The 16,312-nt window shown below is 64.1% G+C and carries 16 protein-coding genes; 9 read left to right on the top strand and 7 right to left on the bottom strand.

Translation table 11 applies throughout. From position 1 onward, the window contains the following. Nucleotides 1-112 precede the first annotated feature (112 nt). The 7 genes from V6766_RS03250 to V6766_RS03220 all read left to right on the top strand — a co-directional run bounded on the left by V6766_RS03250 (nt 113) and on the right by V6766_RS03220 (nt 5,887). A complete protein-coding gene (locus V6766_RS03250) occupies nt 113-829 on the top strand; it encodes a response regulator transcription factor (protein ID WP_448430193.1) in 717 nt (238 codons plus the stop codon). 124 nt (nt 830-953) lie between these two features. Continuing rightward, complete coding sequence (locus V6766_RS03245; RefSeq protein ID WP_448463908.1) at nt 954-2,660, top strand: stimulus-sensing domain-containing protein; 1,707 nt, start codon at nt 954-956, stop codon at nt 2,658-2,660. Further along, nucleotides 2,657-3,139 carry an HPr kinase/phosphorylase gene (locus V6766_RS03240; RefSeq protein ID WP_448463543.1) on the top strand — a complete coding sequence of 161 codons (483 nt, stop codon included), beginning with the start codon at nt 2,657-2,659 and terminating at the stop codon, nt 3,137-3,139. The genes V6766_RS03245 and V6766_RS03240 overlap by 4 nt, the downstream gene beginning before the upstream one ends. Nucleotides 3,140-3,252: 113 nt before the next feature. Further along, nucleotides 3,253-3,654 carry a PTS sugar transporter subunit IIA gene (locus V6766_RS03235; RefSeq protein ID WP_448463541.1) on the top strand — a complete coding sequence of 134 codons (402 nt, stop codon included), beginning with the start codon at nt 3,253-3,255 and terminating at the stop codon, nt 3,652-3,654. Nucleotides 3,655-3,662: 8 nt separating this feature from the next. Next, nucleotides 3,663-3,938 carry an HPr family phosphocarrier protein gene (locus V6766_RS03230; protein WP_448463539.1) on the top strand — a complete coding sequence of 92 codons (276 nt, stop codon included), beginning with the start codon at nt 3,663-3,665 and terminating at the stop codon, nt 3,936-3,938. 55 nt (nt 3,939-3,993) lie between these two features. Then, nucleotides 3,994-4,779 (top strand): ThuA domain-containing protein, encoded by a 786-nt coding sequence (locus V6766_RS03225; RefSeq protein WP_448463537.1) that lies wholly within the window; start codon nt 3,994-3,996, stop codon nt 4,777-4,779. Between the two features lie 16 nt (nt 4,780-4,795). After that, nucleotides 4,796-5,887, top strand: a complete 1,092-nt coding sequence (locus tag V6766_RS03220) for a Gfo/Idh/MocA family protein (RefSeq protein ID WP_448463535.1) — start codon at nt 4,796-4,798, stop codon at nt 5,885-5,887. A 79-nt stretch (nt 5,888-5,966) separates the two neighbouring features. On the opposite strand, the gene V6766_RS03215 is transcribed toward V6766_RS03220, so the two are convergent. Then, nucleotides 5,967-6,722, bottom strand: a complete 756-nt coding sequence (locus tag V6766_RS03215) for a Crp/Fnr family transcriptional regulator (RefSeq protein ID WP_448463533.1) — start codon at nt 6,720-6,722, stop codon at nt 5,967-5,969. Between the two features lie 317 nt (nt 6,723-7,039). Between V6766_RS03215 and V6766_RS03210 the strand changes: the two genes are divergently transcribed. Further along, nucleotides 7,040-8,107 (top strand): glycosyltransferase family 4 protein, encoded by a 1,068-nt coding sequence (locus V6766_RS03210; RefSeq protein ID WP_448463531.1) that lies wholly within the window; start codon nt 7,040-7,042, stop codon nt 8,105-8,107. Between the two features lie 18 nt (nt 8,108-8,125). On the opposite strand, the gene V6766_RS03205 is transcribed toward V6766_RS03210, so the two are convergent. The 6 genes from V6766_RS03205 to V6766_RS03180 all read right to left on the bottom strand — a co-directional run bounded on the left by V6766_RS03205 (nt 8,126) and on the right by V6766_RS03180 (nt 15,198). Further along, complete coding sequence (locus tag V6766_RS03205) at nt 8,126-9,646, bottom strand: aldehyde dehydrogenase (NADP(+)) (RefSeq protein WP_448463529.1); 1,521 nt, start codon at nt 9,644-9,646, stop codon at nt 8,126-8,128. Between the two features lie 318 nt (nt 9,647-9,964). Further along, nucleotides 9,965-10,915, bottom strand: coding sequence for an alpha/beta hydrolase family protein (locus V6766_RS03200; RefSeq protein WP_448463527.1), 951 nt, complete (start codon nt 10,913-10,915; stop codon nt 9,965-9,967). 21 nt (nt 10,916-10,936) lie between these two features. Further along, on the bottom strand, nt 10,937-12,139 hold the full coding sequence (locus tag V6766_RS03195; RefSeq protein ID WP_448463525.1) for a CaiB/BaiF CoA transferase family protein: 1,203 nt from the start codon (nt 12,137-12,139) through the stop codon (nt 10,937-10,939). Between the two features lie 73 nt (nt 12,140-12,212). Next, a complete protein-coding gene (locus V6766_RS03190; RefSeq protein ID WP_448463523.1) occupies nt 12,213-13,181 on the bottom strand; it encodes a Bug family tripartite tricarboxylate transporter substrate binding protein in 969 nt (322 codons plus the stop codon). Then, on the bottom strand, nt 13,178-14,755 hold the full coding sequence (locus V6766_RS03185; protein ID WP_448463521.1) for a tripartite tricarboxylate transporter permease: 1,578 nt from the start codon (nt 14,753-14,755) through the stop codon (nt 13,178-13,180). The genes V6766_RS03190 and V6766_RS03185 overlap by 4 nt, the downstream gene beginning before the upstream one ends. Further along, complete coding sequence (locus tag V6766_RS03180; protein WP_448463519.1) at nt 14,752-15,198, bottom strand: tripartite tricarboxylate transporter TctB family protein; 447 nt, start codon at nt 15,196-15,198, stop codon at nt 14,752-14,754. The genes V6766_RS03185 and V6766_RS03180 overlap by 4 nt, the downstream gene beginning before the upstream one ends. Nucleotides 15,199-15,322: 124 nt before the next feature. Between V6766_RS03180 and V6766_RS03175 the strand changes: the two genes are divergently transcribed. Beyond that, nucleotides 15,323-16,270, top strand: coding sequence for a LysR family transcriptional regulator (locus tag V6766_RS03175; protein WP_448463517.1), 948 nt, complete (start codon nt 15,323-15,325; stop codon nt 16,268-16,270). Nucleotides 16,271-16,312: the final 42 nt, after the last annotated feature.

The raw sequence follows: 16,312 nt of genomic DNA, 5'->3' as shown, positions 1-16,312 counted from the left end.
GGGCGGCCTTGCCACAATTTGTTCCAGTTTTTTTCCAAGAAATGCTAGAAACAGGGAGTTGGTCCGCTTTGCGGCGGCCCTTCCAAAAAACAGATGCTGACAGGGAGTTCCCATGCAGACGATCGCTCTGGTCGATGACGACCGCAACATTTTGACCTCGGTGTCGATCGCGCTCGAATCGGAGGGGTACCGCGTCGACACCTATACCGATGGCGCGACCGCGCTGACCGGGCTTCAGGCCAACCCCCCGCAGCTTGCGATTTTCGATATCAAGATGCCGCGCATGGACGGGATGGAACTGCTGCGCCGCCTGCGCCAGAAATCCGACATGCCGGTGATCTTCCTCACCTCCAAGGATGAAGAGATCGACGAGCTGTTCGGCCTGAAGATGGGTGCCGACGATTTCATCACCAAGCCATTCTCGCAGCGCCTGCTGGTGGAGCGCGTGCGCGCGGTGCTGCGCCGGGTCGCCGCCCGCGAGGCCGCCGCCAACGGCGTCAAGCCGACAGACGGCGAGGCCAACCGTCCGCTGGAGCGCGGGCCGCTGGTGATGGACCGCGAGCGCCACACCTGCACCTGGAAGGGCGGCCCGGTGACGCTGACCGTCACCGAATTCCTGATCCTGCAATCGCTCGCCCAGCGCCCGGGCGTGGTCAAAAGCCGCGATGCGCTGATGGATGCCGCCTACGACGATCAGGTCTATGTCGACGACCGCACCATCGACAGCCACATCAAGCGCCTGCGCAAGAAGTTCAAGATGGTCGATAACGACTTCGATATGATAGAGACGCTCTACGGCGTCGGCTATCGCTTCCGCGAGGCGGCCTGATTTTCAAGACGACGACCGGCGCGCCACCGAGAGCGGCCGCGCCGGGTAGCCAGGACGTAGCGTGACGGACACAGCCAAGAAAACAGCCAAACCGGCCCGGCGCTGGCGAAAGCCCTTCGCCGTCATGCGCTGGGTGCTGGCCTCGACCGTGTTTTCAAGCCTCAACTGGCGCATCCTGTTCTTCAATCTTCTGGCGTTGTTTTTCCTGGTCGGCGGCATTCTCTACCTCAACCAGTTCCGCGAGGGCCTGATCGACGCGCGCGTCGAAAGCCTGCTGACCCAGGGCGAGATCATCGCCGGCGCGATCGCCTCCTCGGCCTCGGTCGAAACCGACACGATGACGATCGACCCGCAGAAGCTCCTGGAACTGCAGGCCGGCGAAAGCGCCCGGCCGACCGCCAGCGACGAGGATCTGCGCTTTCCGCTCAACCCCGAAAAAGTGGCGCCGATCCTCAGACGGCTGATTTCGCCGACAAGGACGCGGGCGCGGATCTTCGATCCCGACGCCAATCTGATCCTCGATTCGCGCTATCTCTATTCGCGCGGCCAGGTGCTGCGCTACGACCTGCCCGCCGCCAGCCAGGATGACACCGAAAGCATCGGCGACAAGCTCGGCAACCTCATGAACCGCTTCCTGCAGCCCGGCAACCTGCCGCGCTACGAGGAGGCCCCGGGCGGCGACGGCTCGATCTATCCGGAGGTCATCAAGGCGCTTGACGCCCAGCGCTCCGCCGTGGTGCGCGTCACCGACAAGGGCAAGCTGATCGTCTCCGTGGCCGTGCCGATCCAGCGTTTCCGCGCGGTGCTCGGCGTGCTGCTGCTCTCCACCCAGGCCGGCGATATCGACGAGATCGTCCATGCTGAGCGGATCGCGATCATCCGCGTCTTCGGGGTCACCGCGCTGGTGACCATGATCCTGTCCTTCATGCTGTCCTCGACGATCGCAAGCCCACTGCGCCGGCTGTCGGAGGCCGCCGTGAGGGTGCGCCGCGGCGGCCCGCGCGAGCGCGAGGAAATCCCGGATTTCTCGGCCCGCCAGGACGAGATCGGCCACCTCTCGACGACGCTTCGCGAGATGACCACCGCGCTTTACGACCGGATCGACGCGATCGACAGTTTCGCGGCCGATGTCGCCCATGAACTGAAGAACCCGCTGACATCGCTGCGCAGCGCCGTGGAAACCCTGCCGCTGGCGAAAACCGAGGAATCCAAGGCCCGGCTCACCGAGATCATCCAGCACGATGTGCGCCGTCTCGACCGGCTGATCAGCGATATCTCGGATGCCTCCAGGCTCGATGCCGAGCTTGCGCGCGAGGACGCCAAGCGCTTCGATGTCGAAACCCTGCTCACCGACCTGGTGAAGATCTCGCGCGAAACCAGCAAGCGCCACAAGCAGGTGACGATCGGCTTCACCGCCCATCCGGGCAATCACGGCAAGAGCGCGTTCGAGACCTATGGCCATGATCTGCGCATCGGCCAGATCGTCACCAACCTGATCGAAAACGCCCGCTCCTTCGTCCCGGAAAAGACCGGCCGCGTCGACGTGGCGCTGACCCGCACAAGGGCGCAGATCATCGTCACCGTCACCGATAACGGGCCCGGCATCCGTCCCGACGCGCTGGAGCGCGTCTTCGAACGTTTCTACACCGACCGGCCCGATGGCGAGGCCTTCGGCCAGAATTCCGGCCTCGGCCTGTCGATCTCGCGCCAGATCGCCGAGGCCCATGGCGGCACGCTGACGGCGGAAAACGTCGCCGATCCCGAAACCGGCGAAGTCAGGGGCGCGCGCTTCACCCTCACCCTGCCGGCCGCCACCGGCAAGGCGACATGACCGGCGCGGCCAATCTGCACGCAACGGCGATCGTGCTCGGCGCGACCGGTATTCTCATCACCGGCCCGTCCGGCGCGGGCAAAAGCGCGCTGGCGCTTTCGCTGATCCGGGCCGCACGGCTGCACGGCCTGCATGCAAGCCTGGTCGCCGATGACCAGGTCCTGGTCTCGGCGCTGAACGGTAGGGCGGTGGCGGCCGCGCCGCCGGCGACCGCGGGCCTGATCGAAATCCGCGGGACCGGCCTTGTGCCGATCGACCATCTGCCGGAGGCTGTGCTCGATTTCGCGCTTCTGCCCGTCGATCCGGCCACGGCCGAGCGGCTGCCGGCGACAGGGGAGCGCCTCGCCCTTCTTGCCGATCTGACGCTGCCGCTCGCCCGCCTCGTCTGGCCGTCGCCCGACCCGTTTTCGGCGCTTGCGGTACTTTGTCCCGGCCTCGAACAGGGCCTCGCCGCGCGCCCGCGCCTGGCGGAATACTGATCGCGCCTCTTCGAGCGCGGCTGTTTTCATGTGTGATTTCGCCGTTTTGGCTTGCACTTCGCGCCCGCTTCGACAAGATGCGAACGTTATCGCCCCGAGAAGGAGCTTGGTGAATGATCGGACTGGTTCTTGTGACCCATGGCGGCCTGGCGGAGGAATTCCGTCTGGCGGTCGAACATGTTGTTGGGCCCCAGGATGCCATCGAGACGATTTCGATCGGCCCGGAAGACGACATGGACCGTCGCCGCGACGATATCGTTGCCGCCGTCGACAAGGTCGATACCGGCAACGGCGTCATCATCCTGACCGACATGTTCGGCGGAACCCCCTCTAACCTGGCGATTTCCGTCATGAACAGTGGCACGACCGAGGTGATCGCCGGCGTCAACCTGCCGATGCTGATCAAGCTTGTGGCCGTGCGGCAGGAAAACGACATGGCAAAGGCGCTTGCCGAGGCGGAGGATGCCGGCCGGCGCTATATCAATGTTGCAAGCCGTGTGCTGAGCGGGAACTAGCAGGCCCTATGGAAACCGTTACCCGCCGCCTGACGATTCTCAACAAAAGGGGGCTGCATGCGCGCGCATCCGCGAAATTCGTCCAGACCGTCGAGAAATTCGATGCCTCCGTCGCCGTCGCCAAGGATGGCATGCGCGTGGGCGGCACGTCGATCATGGGGCTGATGATGCTTGCCGCCGGCATCAACAGCACTATAGTTGTCTCAGCCGCGGGCGCCGAGGCGGAAGCGGCGCTCGATGCCATAGAGGCGCTCGTTGCCGACCGTTTCGGCGAGGACGGCTAAGTCCGACCGCAACGCGTCCCGCGCCGCGCCAATCCGGAAAAAATGGATATCAGACATGACCATCAGAACCCTTGTTTGGGGCGAAAACGTCCACGAGCAGACCAACAAGACCGTGGCCGAACTCTACCCTCGCGGCATGCATGCCGCCATCGCCGAAAGCCTCAACCGCAATGACGGCATCAAGGCCGAAACCGCCGTTCTTCAGGACCCGGAGCACGGCCTGACGGAAGAGCGGCTTGTTGCAACCGACGTCCTGCTGTGGTGGGGCCATGCCGCCCATGGCGAGGTATCCGACGCGGTTGCCGAGCGCGTCTGCGAGGCGGTCTGGAGCGGGATGGGCATGATCTTCCTGCATTCGGCGCATTTTTCCAAACCGTTCAAGCGGCTGATGGGCACAGCCTGCAATCTCACCTGGCGCGAAGCCGGCGAGCGCGAGCGGCTATGGGTGACCTCCGCCAACCACCCGATCGCCGAAGGCGTCGGCCCGATGTTCGAGCTCGAGAACGAGGAGATGTATGGCGAACCCTTCGGCGTGCCCGAACCGCTGGAGACCGTGTTCGTGAGCTGGTTCCAGGGCGGCGAGGTGTTCCGCTCCGGCCTCACCTACAAGCGCGGCGCGGGCAATGTGTTCTACTTCCGCCCCGGCCACGAGACCTATCCGACCTATCACGACGCCAATGTCCAGCGCGTGATCGCCAATGCCGTGCGCTGGGCCCATAACCCGGCCCGCCGGATCGCCGACCCCACCGCAGCCCCCAACGTGCCGGCTGACGAGGCGCCCGAGAAGATCACCGAGCGCGGCGCCCGCCTGCATAATCCCGGCGAAGACGGTTTTCGCTGACCACGGAGACAGCCCGATGACGAAGACGAAGAAACCGGTACGGGTGCTGATCGTCGGCACCGGCGGCATGGCGCGCGTTCATGCCGAAGCCTTTGCCGAGATGGACGGCGTGAGCGTGGTGGCGGGCGTCGATCCGCGCGCCGAGGTGCTCGCCGCCTTCTGCGACAAACACGGGATCGAAGGCCGCTATGCCACGCTTGCCGACGCGATCGAGCAATGCGATTTCGACGCCGCCTCGGTGGTGACGCCCGATGGCCTGCATTATGCCACGACCATGCCGCTGATTGCGGCCGGCAAGCATGTGCTGTGCGAAAAGCCGCTGAGCACCGATTACGCCTTTGCCTCCGAAATGGCGTCTGCCGCCGAGGCAGCGGGCATCGTCAACATGATCAATCTCAGCTACCGCAATGTCGCCGCGCTGCAGAAGGCGGCGGAGATGATCGCCGCCGGCGAGATCGGCGCAGTGCGCCATTTCGAGGCCTCCTACCTGCAGAGCTGGCTGACCCAGTCGGTCTGGGGCGACTGGCGCACCGAGCCCGGCTGGCTGTGGCGGCTTTCCACCGCGCATGGCTCCAAGGGCGCGCTCGGCGATGTCGGCATCCATATCGTCGATTTCGCAACCTTTGCCGCCGGCTCCGCGCCGCATTCGGTCTCCTGCCGCACCGCCGTGTTCCACAAGGCGGAGGGCGACAGGATCGGCGAGTATACGCTCGACGCCAATGACAGCTTCGTCATGCATATGGACCTCGCAAACGGCGCGATCGGCACGGTCACCGCGTCGCGCTTCGCCTCCGGCCACCATAATGACCTCCGCCTCAGGATTTACGGCGACAAGGGCGGGCTGCAGGTGCTGTTCGAGCGCAATGAGAGCCATCTGCGCGCGGCGATCGGCCCGGATGCACTTGCCAAGGAGGAGTGGAGCGACATCGACTGCCCGCCGGTCCCGACGATCTACCAGCGTTTCATCGCGGCGATCCGCAGCGAGGCGCCGGCCGAGCCGACCTTCCTGCGCGGCGCGGAACTGCAGCAGGTTCTCGATCTCGCCGGCCGCTCCCAGGAGATGGGCAGCCGTTCGCTGACGCTAGAGGCGGTTGCGGAATCGTCATGAAACCATGCCGCCCAGGCCAAATTAACTGAATTTCAGTTTATTTGATCTAACAGGCTGAAAACAAAGGGATTCAACATATTCAGGCCTCGACGGGCGTTCCGTCGGGAAACCAGGATGTGTCGAGTTTGGTGTGGCGGTCGGAGAAGTCGCAGATGCGCTTCATCCGGTCCTCCTCGAGAATTTCCACCGAGCCGTTGGAGCGGCGGATCAGACCGTCCTTTTCGAGCGCGGTGAAGCTGCGGCTGACATAGACATTGGTGAGCCCCAGAACGTCCGATATCTCGGTCTGGTTGAGCGGCAGGCGGAAGGTCGTCGTCATCGTCGTGTTGGTGATGCGCAGCCGCGCCTGGAGGTCGAGCAGTAGATAGGCGATCCGTTCACGCGCGCTCATGCGGCCGATGGCGCGCAGGAAATCGATCATGATCACCTGATTGCGCACCGCAAGCGCAAACAGCAGCGCGGCAAGCTGCGGCGCGCGCTTGAACACCTCGTCGAGATCCTTTTTCGGAAACGGGCAGAGCCGCACGTCTTCGGCCGCCCTCAAGACCGTCGTGCGTTCGGTGAAGGCGATATCGGGAAACCCGACGATATCCCCCGGATGGTGTATCTCCACGATCTGCCGGCGGCCGTCCTTCAGGTCGGCATAGCTGTAAAGCCAGCCCTTCTTAACCACATAGAGGTGAATATTCCGGTCGCCCTCCTGATAGACCTCGTCATTCCTGGCGAAATCCTTTTCCTCGCGTTCGAACCGGGCGATGCTCTCAAGCGAAGCCTCATCGAGTTCGGCATAATGCGAGAGCTTCTGGGCCAGACAGCTTTTCGTGTGCGCGTTCATCTTTCCAAAACCTTCCGGCAGGGCGACTGTGGTGAAATGCTCGCTGCCACTGCAATTATGGCCGAATGATGGCGGCAACTGCAATCATCATGGTCGGGTCCGGCGATACTTTATGCGCGGCGTCCTCGTTTTCAACGCAATTTTAGACGATTTGTAACCAGTTTAATGCGCGCCTTTTCTAAACAGTTCAGGTAGATGACAAACGAGGAGGGCCCGATGTCAGAATTGCCATCGGGCCAAAAGAAGCAGTTCGCGGTCGGGCAGGTCCTGTGGTCCGTGAAAATCCTTCAAAACGAACAAAGAAAGGAGGCACTCTGATGTCCTCCGCCATTGCTGTTATAGACCCTTATTGCCTTACGCCCTACACGCTCGGCTCGCTGGAAGCCGGGGCGCTCAGCGGCGCCGAATCGATCGCTATGCGCGTTGCGAAAGCCCATGGCAGGAATTTCAGGTTTCACTTCTACCAGAACGGCCGCACCGATATCGACCGCGACGTCTGCGGCTTCTACCGGCCGCTCGGCTCGCTGAAAGCGGACGATCTTGCAGGCGTTCAGGCGATCGTGGTGGTCAGCTCTTGGAAATCCGCTCTGAAGGCGCGCAAGCTCAACGCGCACGCCCCGATTTTTCTCAGGCTCCATTCAAACCCGGGACGGCACAACCGCCGCATGGGTGAAGCGCTTGCCGACGCCGGCATCGAGATCGTCTGCGTCTCTCATGCGCATGCGCGTCACGTGCGCGAATTCCTGAGCGCGGAAAACGAGAGGCTGCCGAAGATCACGACGATCTACAACCCGGTCGATGACCACCTCGCACCCGATGACACGCCGCGCGACGTGAACCGACTGTTCTTTCCCGGCGCGCCGCTCAGGGGCATTTCGGAGGTTCTCGCCAAGTTCGAATGGCTCCGCCAGCAACGCCCCGAGTTGAAGCTCGATATCGCCGAAGACGGCAACAAGATCTGGCCTGATGGCGCGCCGCCGGCAGGCGTCACCTTCCTGGGGCGGCTCGACCATGACGAGATGATTGACCGGATGCGCCGGTCGCTTTGCGTCTTCTATCCGCAGACGCGGTTTTTCGAGCCCTTCGCCCTGCAGCTTGCCGAGGCGAATGCGGTCGGCACGCCCGTGCTCGCGGATGAGGCGCTTGCGGTCAATATGGAAGTTCTGGGCGGGGACGGACAATGCGTCGACACCGGCGACATCGATGCGATCGTCGGCCGGCTCGACGCCTGGCGCGCGGCGCTGCCGAAGGTTACGGCCGCGCCGCATTATCGCATTTCCCATGTCGCGGAGTTGTGGCGGCAGAAGCTGACCGGAGTGCTTCAGCCGCCGCAGGGCGGCCCGGTGCCCGTGGATGCCGCCGCCGCCGCCCCGGCTTCGCGGTAGCTCCAGCCGCCGCCGGTGTTACCCGGTATGCCGCAAATCCTCCGGCAGCAACGCCGTCGGCATGTTCTGATAGCAGACCGGCCGCAGGAAGCGGCGTATCGCCATGGTGCCGACCGAGGTGCCGCCGAAATTGGTGGTCGCCGGGTAGGGCCCGCCATGGACCATGGCATCGGCAACGGCCACCCCGGTTGAAAACCCGTTGGCGAGCAGCCGGCCGGCCTTGCGCTCCAGCACAGGCAGCAGCGAGCCGGCGAACTCGGCATCATCATGATCCATGTGCAGCGTGCAGGTAAGCTGGCCTTCCAGCCGCTCGGCGACCGCCCGCATCTCCTGGGCGTTCGACGCCACGACAATGATGCCGAGCGGGCCGAAGACCTCATGGGCGAGCGCCGGGTTTTCGATGAACGCTGCCGCGGAAACTTTGTAGAGCGCGGGCGCGGCCTTGCGCCCATCCGCCTCCATCTTGATCAGCGTCTCGACCCCGGATGCATGGGCAACCGCATCGCTGCCCTTGCGGAAGGCCTCGGCAATGCCCTCTGTCAGCATCGTGCCTGCACCGACTCGGCCGAGCTCCTCGGCGGTCTCTTTGGCGAACCGGTCGGCCTCGGGACCCGCCAGCGTCACCATCAGGCCCGGATTGGTGCAGAACTGGCCGACGCCCATGGTCAGTGAGCCGGCCCAGCCCTTGGCAATCTCGCTGCCGCGATTGGCGAGCGCATCCGGAAGCAGGAAATTCGGATTGACCGAGCCGAGCTCGCCGAAGAACGGTATCGGCTCATCGCGTCGGGCGCAAAGATCGAACAGGGCCTTGCCGCCGGCAAGCGAGCCGGTGAAGCCGACCGCCTTGATCAGCGGATGGGTGACGAGCATCGTGCCGGCCTCATGCGAGGCGCCCTGAAGCAGGGAGAACACGCCGGGATGAATGCCGCATTTCTCCGCCGCCGCGGCAATCGCCTCGGCCACGATCTCGCCGGTTCCGGGGTGGGCCGGGTGGCCCTTGACCACCACCGGGCAACCGGCGGCAAGGGCGGAGGCCGTGTCGCCGCCGGCCGTTGAAAACGCCAGCGGGAAATTCGACGCGCCGAACACGGCGACGGGGCCGATCGGGCGCTGGATGAGCTTCAGATCGGGCGAAGGCGGCGTCGCCTCGGGGTTGGCGGCGTCATGCCTGCGGTCGAGATAGTCGCCGTCCATGATATGGCGCGCGAACATGCGGAGCTGGCCCGTCGTGCGGCCGCGCTCGCCTTCAAGGCGGGCCTCCGGCAGGCCGGTTTCCGCCATGGCGATCGCGGTGATGTCGCTGCCGCGCTTTTCAATCTCGTCGGCGATCTTGTTCAGAAACTCGGCGCGGGCTCGGCGTGACGTGTAGCCATAGTCCCAGAACGCGGCCTCGGCGGCCTTCACCGCCTCATCCACCAGCGCCTCATCGGCTTCGAAATAGTCGAGCGGCTTGCCCGTCACCGGCTGTGAACTGAAGCGTTTGGCGGTTTCTTTCCATTCGCCGCCGACCAGGTGCCGGCCATGTGGTTCGAAAGTCATAGATGTCTCCATTCAGATCGGGTCGCGGTGCGCGATCTCCGCCGTCAGCGCGCCAAGTCGACAGTCGGACGGCGTCCATATGCTGACCCGGCGGCGACCCTCGTCGGTTTTGTGGGGCAAAACCTCACCCCGGGATGCAGCCCACCAAAGATACAGCGACAACAGTTTCGGCCTCCGGATTGTTCCACCTCGCGGCCCGACAAGGTCCGCTGCGGCGGCCGATTATGCTCATTCCGCCCACCTGCGCAATCGGCCTGCAACAATGCGCAAAATGGCGCCGGACGCAAGCGCTTCCGGTGGTGCTGGCGTCTGGGAGCTCTACTTCCGCAAGAACTGCGCGGGCCAGTCGGCGATGCGGTCCTCTAGCGCGGTAAGCCATGCGCGCGCATTTTGGTCATCCGCAAGATGGGCGTCGAGGAAGGCGAGGGTCAGCATGGAGACCGCTTCGCGCTGGGCGGGGTGGCCGGGAGACGGGTCGTTATCGGTCATGCCGCCGAGAAAATGGTCGGCCTCCTCCAGCACGGCGAGATATTTGTCGCCGGCGGGCGCGTGATGAAACGGTTCGGTTTTCCAGCGCCAGTCCTGCCCCTTGGCGCCGCCGTCCAGGGTGCCGGTCACCGTCCGCACGGGTCCATCCATCGCGGCCCAGGAGCCCTCGCGCAGGCCCTGCTGGCCGCGGCCCTGGCCGCTCAACAGCACGGCGGCCGCAAATCGCGGATCCCGGAAGCTGCGCGGGCCTTCGCCCGGCATGTCGATTTCCACGCCTGTCAGCAATTGCGAGGTGTAGGCGCCGAAGGAGTGGCCGGCGATGGCGGCGGGCAAAGGCGTGGACGACGCACCGATGGTTTTCTCCCGGATTTCCGCCAGATTGTCCATAATGGCGGTGACGATCCGGATCCGCTCCATCCAGTAATGCGGCGTGTGCAGGATCTGGAACATCCGGTCTCTCAGCGGCGGAAAGATGATCCACTTTGAAACTTCCGGACCATCGGGCGCAAAACCGAGCTCGCGCGCCACCTCGGCGAGCGCGGCCACGCCATCGGCAAAGGTCGGATGGATGACGAGATAGCCATGGCTCGCCAGAAACGTGGAAAGTTCGACATGATCCCCGCCATGGCCGCCGAGGCCATGGCAGAAAATGACGATGCCCTTTGCCTGTCCTTCGGCGGGAAAACGGCAGACGAGCGGCAGGCTCGTGTCCCGGTCCTTTGTGTCAAACCGGACGGTGTTGACGGCGCCGGCCGGTCCCGGCCAATCGTTTGCGTCCATTGTCATGTCCTCACTCTCACCTCAGATCACGCCCGCGCTGCGCAAGGCGTCGATCTCGCCGTCCGAAAGGCCGATCTCCTTCAGCACGCCTGCGGTGTCGGCGCCGAGTTCGGGCGGCGGCGCATGCGCGGTCACCGCCTCGCCATTGGCGCGGAAACTCATCGAGGGTACGTGTATCGGCCCGTCATGGCCTTCGATCCGGAATTCGGAAAGCAGGCCGCGCGCGGCAATATGCGCCTCCGAAAGGGTTTCGTCGAGACTGCGCACCCTGGCGGCGGGAACATCGACTTTTGCCAGCAAGGCTTCCCATTCATCCGCCGTGCGCGTGAGAAAGGTGGCGTTCAACGTTTCGCGCAGGGAGGCCGCGTTTTCCTTGACGGCGGCGGGCGTATTCCAGCGCGCATCGGCAAGAATATCGTCGCGGCCGATCGCCTTGCAGAGCCTGATGAACTGCGGCGCGTTGTTGGCGGCCAGCATCAGCACGCCGTCCTTCGTCTCGAACGCGCCCGAGGAAGGGCTGGCGCTCCAGGCCTCGTTGCCGCTCTGGGTCGGCATCCATCCGGCGGTCATGTGCTGGGTCATCAGCGAGGCCATCAGCATCAGCGCGGTATCGAGCATGGCGACGTCGACCTCGATGGCCTTGCCGGTGCGGGCCACTTCCAGCAGCCCGGCCATAATCGCCTGCGCGGCATTCATCCCGGTTGCGAAATCGATATAGGGCGCGCCGACCTTGGTCGGGCCGTCGCCGGGCTTGCCGGTGGTCAGCATGATGCCGCACATGCCCTGGATGACGTGATCATAGGCGGGTCTGGCGCTCCACGGCCCGTTCTGGCCATAGGCGGAGATCGAGCAGTAGACGATATCCGGCTTGATCGCCTTCACGACCTCGAAGCCGAGCCCCAGCCGCTCGGCAACGCCGGGCTTGAAATTCTCCACGAAGACATCGGCGCCCGCGATCAGCTTCTTCGCGATCTCAAGTCCCTTGGCGCTTTTCAGATCGAGCGTCACAGATTTCTTGTCGGCGTTCTGGGTCAGGTAGCTCGACGCCATGCGCCGCTCGGTCAGCTCCGGCAACAGACCGCCGATGCGGGTCCAGTCGCCCTCGCCGGGCTTTTCGATCTTGATCACTTCGGCGCCCATCAGGGCCAGTTGATAGGTGGCATAGGGGCCGGCCAGAACCTGGCTCAAATCGATCACCCTGACGCCCTTGAGTGGCTGAAACATAACGGATTTCCGGTCTTGGGAGAGGAGCGCCGCGCGTTTCTGCGCGACGCGATTTCTTTTGGCAGGCGGGTTGTTACTGCGCCGCCTTCTTGGCGTCTTCGATGATCTTCTTGTTCTTGTCGTGGGACGAGCGTATTTCGCTATACGACTCATCGACATTGAGGAACTTGATCGGAATATCGGCAGCAGCGGTGATCTTCTGGAAGCTCTCATCGTTTTCGGCAAACGACAGCGCCTCGGCGAGGCGGTCGAGGATCGCGCGCGGCGTTCCCTTGGGCAGGAACAGCGTCGTGCGCGAATCCATCGCCATCGGATAGCCCTCCTCCTCGATCGTCGGAACGTCCGGCGCGGAGGGATGGCGGAAGGTGGTGAGAGCCGAGATCGTCTTCAGCTCTTCCGGATAGCGATAGTGGATGCCGCCGGAAAACGCCGCCGCCACCTGGTTGCCGAGCAGCGCGTTGATCATCTCGCTCCCGCTCTGCAGCGGCACGATATTGACGTCGATATCATTCTGCTTGCTCAGCGCCTCGATGTAGAGGCGCGCTTCGGGGCTCAGCGCGCCGAAGCTGGAGCCCGGATTTTCCTTCGCCCATGCCAGATATTCGGTGAGGTTGTCGTAAGGGCTGTCCTTGCGGGCGGCTAGGCCGACCTGATAGGACGTGATCATGCCGGCATATTCGAAATCCTCGGCGGTGAAGTCGATGCCCTCCATGATGAAGGGCGAGGTGTTGACCACCGAGTTCGACTGGAACAGCATGGTGTAGCCGTCTGGCTTGGCCTTGGTCAGCTCACGCGCGGCGACCGCCCCGCCGGCGCCCGGCTTGTTGACGACATTGATCGGCTGGCCGAGATGGTCGGACATGATCTGTGCCGCGGCCCTTGCGACCAGATCGGTCTGGCCGCCGGCGCCGTAGCCTACCAGCATGGTAATTGGCCGGTCGGGATAGGCATCCTCGGCAAAGGCCACGCCGGAGAGACTGGCAAGGCTCAGCGCCGCACCGCTGATAAGGCCGAGCAGGCCCCGTTTGGTAATCGATTTCATCGCTCATCCTCCCTTTTGATTGCGAGAAACGCCGTGTCGTCATGATCTTCAGCACCGGTGAAATCATGTGCGTCGTGCCGGCCGAGCGATGCCGCGATCTTGCTGCCGTGGCCGATCCACCAGACAATCACCACGGTCAGCACCAGGAACACGACCGCGATCGGGTGCCGCAGCAAATTGAGCGCGTTATGGTCAAGCAGTTGCAGCGACTGGCGGAAGCTCAGCTCCAGATTGGGGCCGATGACGAAGCCGATCAGAAAAGTGACGAAGGAAAAATCGAGCTTGCGCGCGAAGAACCCCACCACCGCGAAGGCGAGCATCACATAGATCGAGAAGATGCTGCCGGTTTCCATATAAGCGCCGATGCTGCACAGAAGCAGCACGCCCGGAATGATCAGCCGCATCGGCGCCTTGATGATCTGGGCGAATACGCGCTGGCCGAGATAGCCGATCGCCAGCATGATCACGCTGGCGCACAGCATCGCGGCATAGACATCGGCGACGAGCCGCGGCTGTTGCTTGAACATCAGTGGGCCGGGCGTCAGCCCATGCAGGATGAAGGCGGCGATCAGGATCGCGGCGATGACGCTGCCGGGAATGCCGAGCGCAAACAGCGGGATCAGGCTCGCCGGCACCACGGCATTGTCCGCGCTTTCGGCCGCCGCCACGCCCTCGATCATGCCCTTGCCGAATTTCTCCGGCGTCTTCGAGGCCCTGCGGGTCGCGCCATAGGACATGAATGAGCCGACGCTTGCGCCAAGGCCCGGCAGAATGCCGACGACCGAGCCGATCAGCGTGCCGCGCGCGATCGCGGGAAAGCAGCGACGCCACTCCGACCAAAGGATCACGCGGTCCTCGCGCCTGTCGCTGTCGCGGATCTGGTCGGTCGCGGAATCGAGCGCCTTGAGATTGCCCGCCTGCACCACCATTTCGGCGACCGCCAGCATGCCGATCGCCATCGGCACCAGCTTGATGCCGTCATCGAGTTCCAGCAGACCGAAGCTCATGCGCGGCACGAAGGTCTCGGTCTCGAACCCGATCGTGGCGAAGAAAATCCCGAGCGCGCCGGCAATCAGCCCCTTGGTCATGGACGTGCCGGAAAGGCCGCCGATGAAGGTCAGCGAAAACAGCAGGATGGCGCAGAGTTCCACCGGCCCGATGAGCAGCGCATAGCGCGCCAGCGGCGCCGCCAGGAGGATGAGGATGACGGTCGAGAGGAAGTCGCCGATCACCGAGGCGAACAGGCCCATTTTCAGCGCCTTCTGCGCCTTGCCCTGGCGCGCCAGCGGATAGCCGTCAAGCGCGGTCGGCGCCGAGGACGGTTCGCCGGGCGTATTGAGCAGGATGGCGGAGACCGCGCTGCCCGCGCCGCTGCCCTTGGCGATGCCGATCAGCATGCCGATGGCCGCCGGCGGCGTGAGATAGAAGGTCAGCGGAATGGCGACCGCCACGCCCGTGCCCTTGCCGAGCCCCGGCAGCGCGCCGACGACATAGCCGATGAACACGCCGAGCGCGACCCATACCAGCGTGGCCGGGTGCAGGACATCCTGAAAACCGAGAAGGATATGGCTCATAGAATACCCGTCCCCAGCAGCTTGTAAAACAGCAGCCAGACCGCGATCAGCAGCCCGGCCGTCATGCCGATGATCACCAGCGGCCGCCGCTCGCCCAGGAGAAGCAGGCTCGCCGCCACCAGGAAGATGCCGCCCGCAAGCGGGGCGAGAAGCAAATAGAGCGCGATCGAGATCAGGAACACCGCGCCGATCCTGACCAGCGCCAGCATTTCGCCGCGCGTGATCGTCGGCTCGGCATCCTCCGGCGCGGGTTTGGCGCGCAGATTGGAAAACGCCAGAAAGGCCGACAGCGCGACCGCGACGATCATCATCATGTTCGGCACGAGGCGGGGCGACATCATGCCCTGAGGCCCCTCGCTAATCCCTTTCGGAATGATGAAGACAAGCGCAAACAGGCCCAGAAGAGCCAGAACAACGCCGGAAACGATATTGGCGCGTCTCAATTTTTCCTCCCGATCGGTGACGCGTCGGCGACAAACGCCTGCCGTCACTCTCCTCGGTTGCACTATTTGCCGATTTAGCCAAAAGAAATAGTCGGAACTTTCTTCAATATGATAAGTTACGCTTATGGCTAATGCATCACACCGACTCGATGGCCTGCGTTTCAGGCATCTGCGCATCCTCGAACTGATCGACGAGCATCGCTCCCTGCGCGCCGTCGGGCAGGTCCTCAACCGGACCCAGCCCGCGGTTTCGCAAATGGTGAAGGACCTGGAATATGCCTTCGGCGTCGAGCTGGTGGCGCGGTCAGTGCGCGGCGTCGAGCTAACCCCCGCCGGACGCGTCGCCCTCGAGCGCGCCCGGTCGGGCCTGTCCTCGCTTGACCATCTTGTGGCCGAACTGAAGACCAGTCCCTCGCCGATCGTCAGGATCGGCGCCAATCCGGCGCTGAACTTCAACCTGCTGCCCGCAGCGCTCAAAATTCTCGACGCCGAACGGAGCGCGGTCCGCTACCGCATATCGGTCGGCATGGTCGGCGATGTGTTGCGCGAGCTCTGGGAGGGCCGGCTCGACTGCTATGTCGGGCGGATCGACTGGAACCATATCCCGAAAAAGGTGATGCCGGTGTTGCGCCACGACCCGCTGACGCGCTCCGATCTTGTGATTGCCTGTTCGAAGAACCATCCGCTGGCGGGACGAACCGATATCGACATCGCCGAGCTGGCCAATTGGCCATGGCTGCTGCCGCCGGAAGAGAGCAATAACCGCGTCGAGCTCGAAACCGAACTGCGCAACCATGGCGTGATCCTTCCCCAGCCGATGCTGGAGCTCAACGCCGGACCCGGTTCGCTGCTGACGCTGACCCATGAAATGCAGGTGCTGACGCTCACCCCGCGTTTCATGCTCGAAAGCCGGCTCGCCGGCGGCGAGGTGGTCGCGCTCGACATTCCCGGTTTCACGCTGCCGCAGATCCGGGTCGGGTTCGTCACGCTGGCCGAACACGAAACCATGGCCTCCGTCCGGGCCTTCCGCGAGGCCCTGCGTCAGGCCGCAAGGGCGCTGACGGGCGAATAGAACCGGCCCTGCCGGCCCGCCAATCGCGCCCCGGTTTAATCT

The organism is Martelella sp. AMO21009 (assembly GCF_053484295.1).
The sequence above is the reverse complement of the archived record's forward strand: the minus strand, read 5'-3'. Positions and strand labels throughout refer to the sequence as shown.

What these genes read in the sequence shown, in the direction of transcription:
- V6766_RS03250 (WP_448430193.1), top strand. Translation starts at nt 113, where the DNA reads ATGCAGACGATCGCTCTGGTCGATGACGACCGCAACATTTTGACCTCG.
- V6766_RS03245 (WP_448463908.1), top strand. Translation starts at nt 954, where the DNA reads ATGCGCTGGGTGCTGGCCTCGACCGTGTTTTCAAGCCTCAACTGGCGC.
- V6766_RS03240 (WP_448463543.1), top strand. Translation starts at nt 2,657, where the DNA reads ATGACCGGCGCGGCCAATCTGCACGCAACGGCGATCGTGCTCGGCGCG.
- V6766_RS03235 (WP_448463541.1), top strand. Translation starts at nt 3,253, where the DNA reads ATGATCGGACTGGTTCTTGTGACCCATGGCGGCCTGGCGGAGGAATTC.
- V6766_RS03230 (WP_448463539.1), top strand. Translation starts at nt 3,663, where the DNA reads ATGGAAACCGTTACCCGCCGCCTGACGATTCTCAACAAAAGGGGGCTG.
- V6766_RS03225 (WP_448463537.1), top strand. Translation starts at nt 3,994, where the DNA reads ATGACCATCAGAACCCTTGTTTGGGGCGAAAACGTCCACGAGCAGACC.
- V6766_RS03220 (WP_448463535.1), top strand. Translation starts at nt 4,796, where the DNA reads ATGACGAAGACGAAGAAACCGGTACGGGTGCTGATCGTCGGCACCGGC.
- V6766_RS03215 (WP_448463533.1), bottom strand. Translation starts at nt 6,722, where the DNA reads ATGAACGCGCACACGAAAAGCTGTCTGGCCCAGAAGCTCTCGCATTAT.
- V6766_RS03210 (WP_448463531.1), top strand. Translation starts at nt 7,040, where the DNA reads ATGTCCTCCGCCATTGCTGTTATAGACCCTTATTGCCTTACGCCCTAC.
- V6766_RS03205 (WP_448463529.1), bottom strand. Translation starts at nt 9,646, where the DNA reads ATGACTTTCGAACCACATGGCCGGCACCTGGTCGGCGGCGAATGGAAA.
- V6766_RS03200 (WP_448463527.1), bottom strand. Translation starts at nt 10,915, where the DNA reads ATGGACGCAAACGATTGGCCGGGACCGGCCGGCGCCGTCAACACCGTC.
- V6766_RS03195 (WP_448463525.1), bottom strand. Translation starts at nt 12,139, where the DNA reads ATGTTTCAGCCACTCAAGGGCGTCAGGGTGATCGATTTGAGCCAGGTT.
- V6766_RS03190 (WP_448463523.1), bottom strand. Translation starts at nt 13,181, where the DNA reads ATGAAATCGATTACCAAACGGGGCCTGCTCGGCCTTATCAGCGGTGCG.
- V6766_RS03185 (WP_448463521.1), bottom strand. Translation starts at nt 14,755, where the DNA reads ATGAGCCATATCCTTCTCGGTTTTCAGGATGTCCTGCACCCGGCCACG.
- V6766_RS03175 (WP_448463517.1), top strand. Translation starts at nt 15,323, where the DNA reads ATGGCTAATGCATCACACCGACTCGATGGCCTGCGTTTCAGGCATCTG.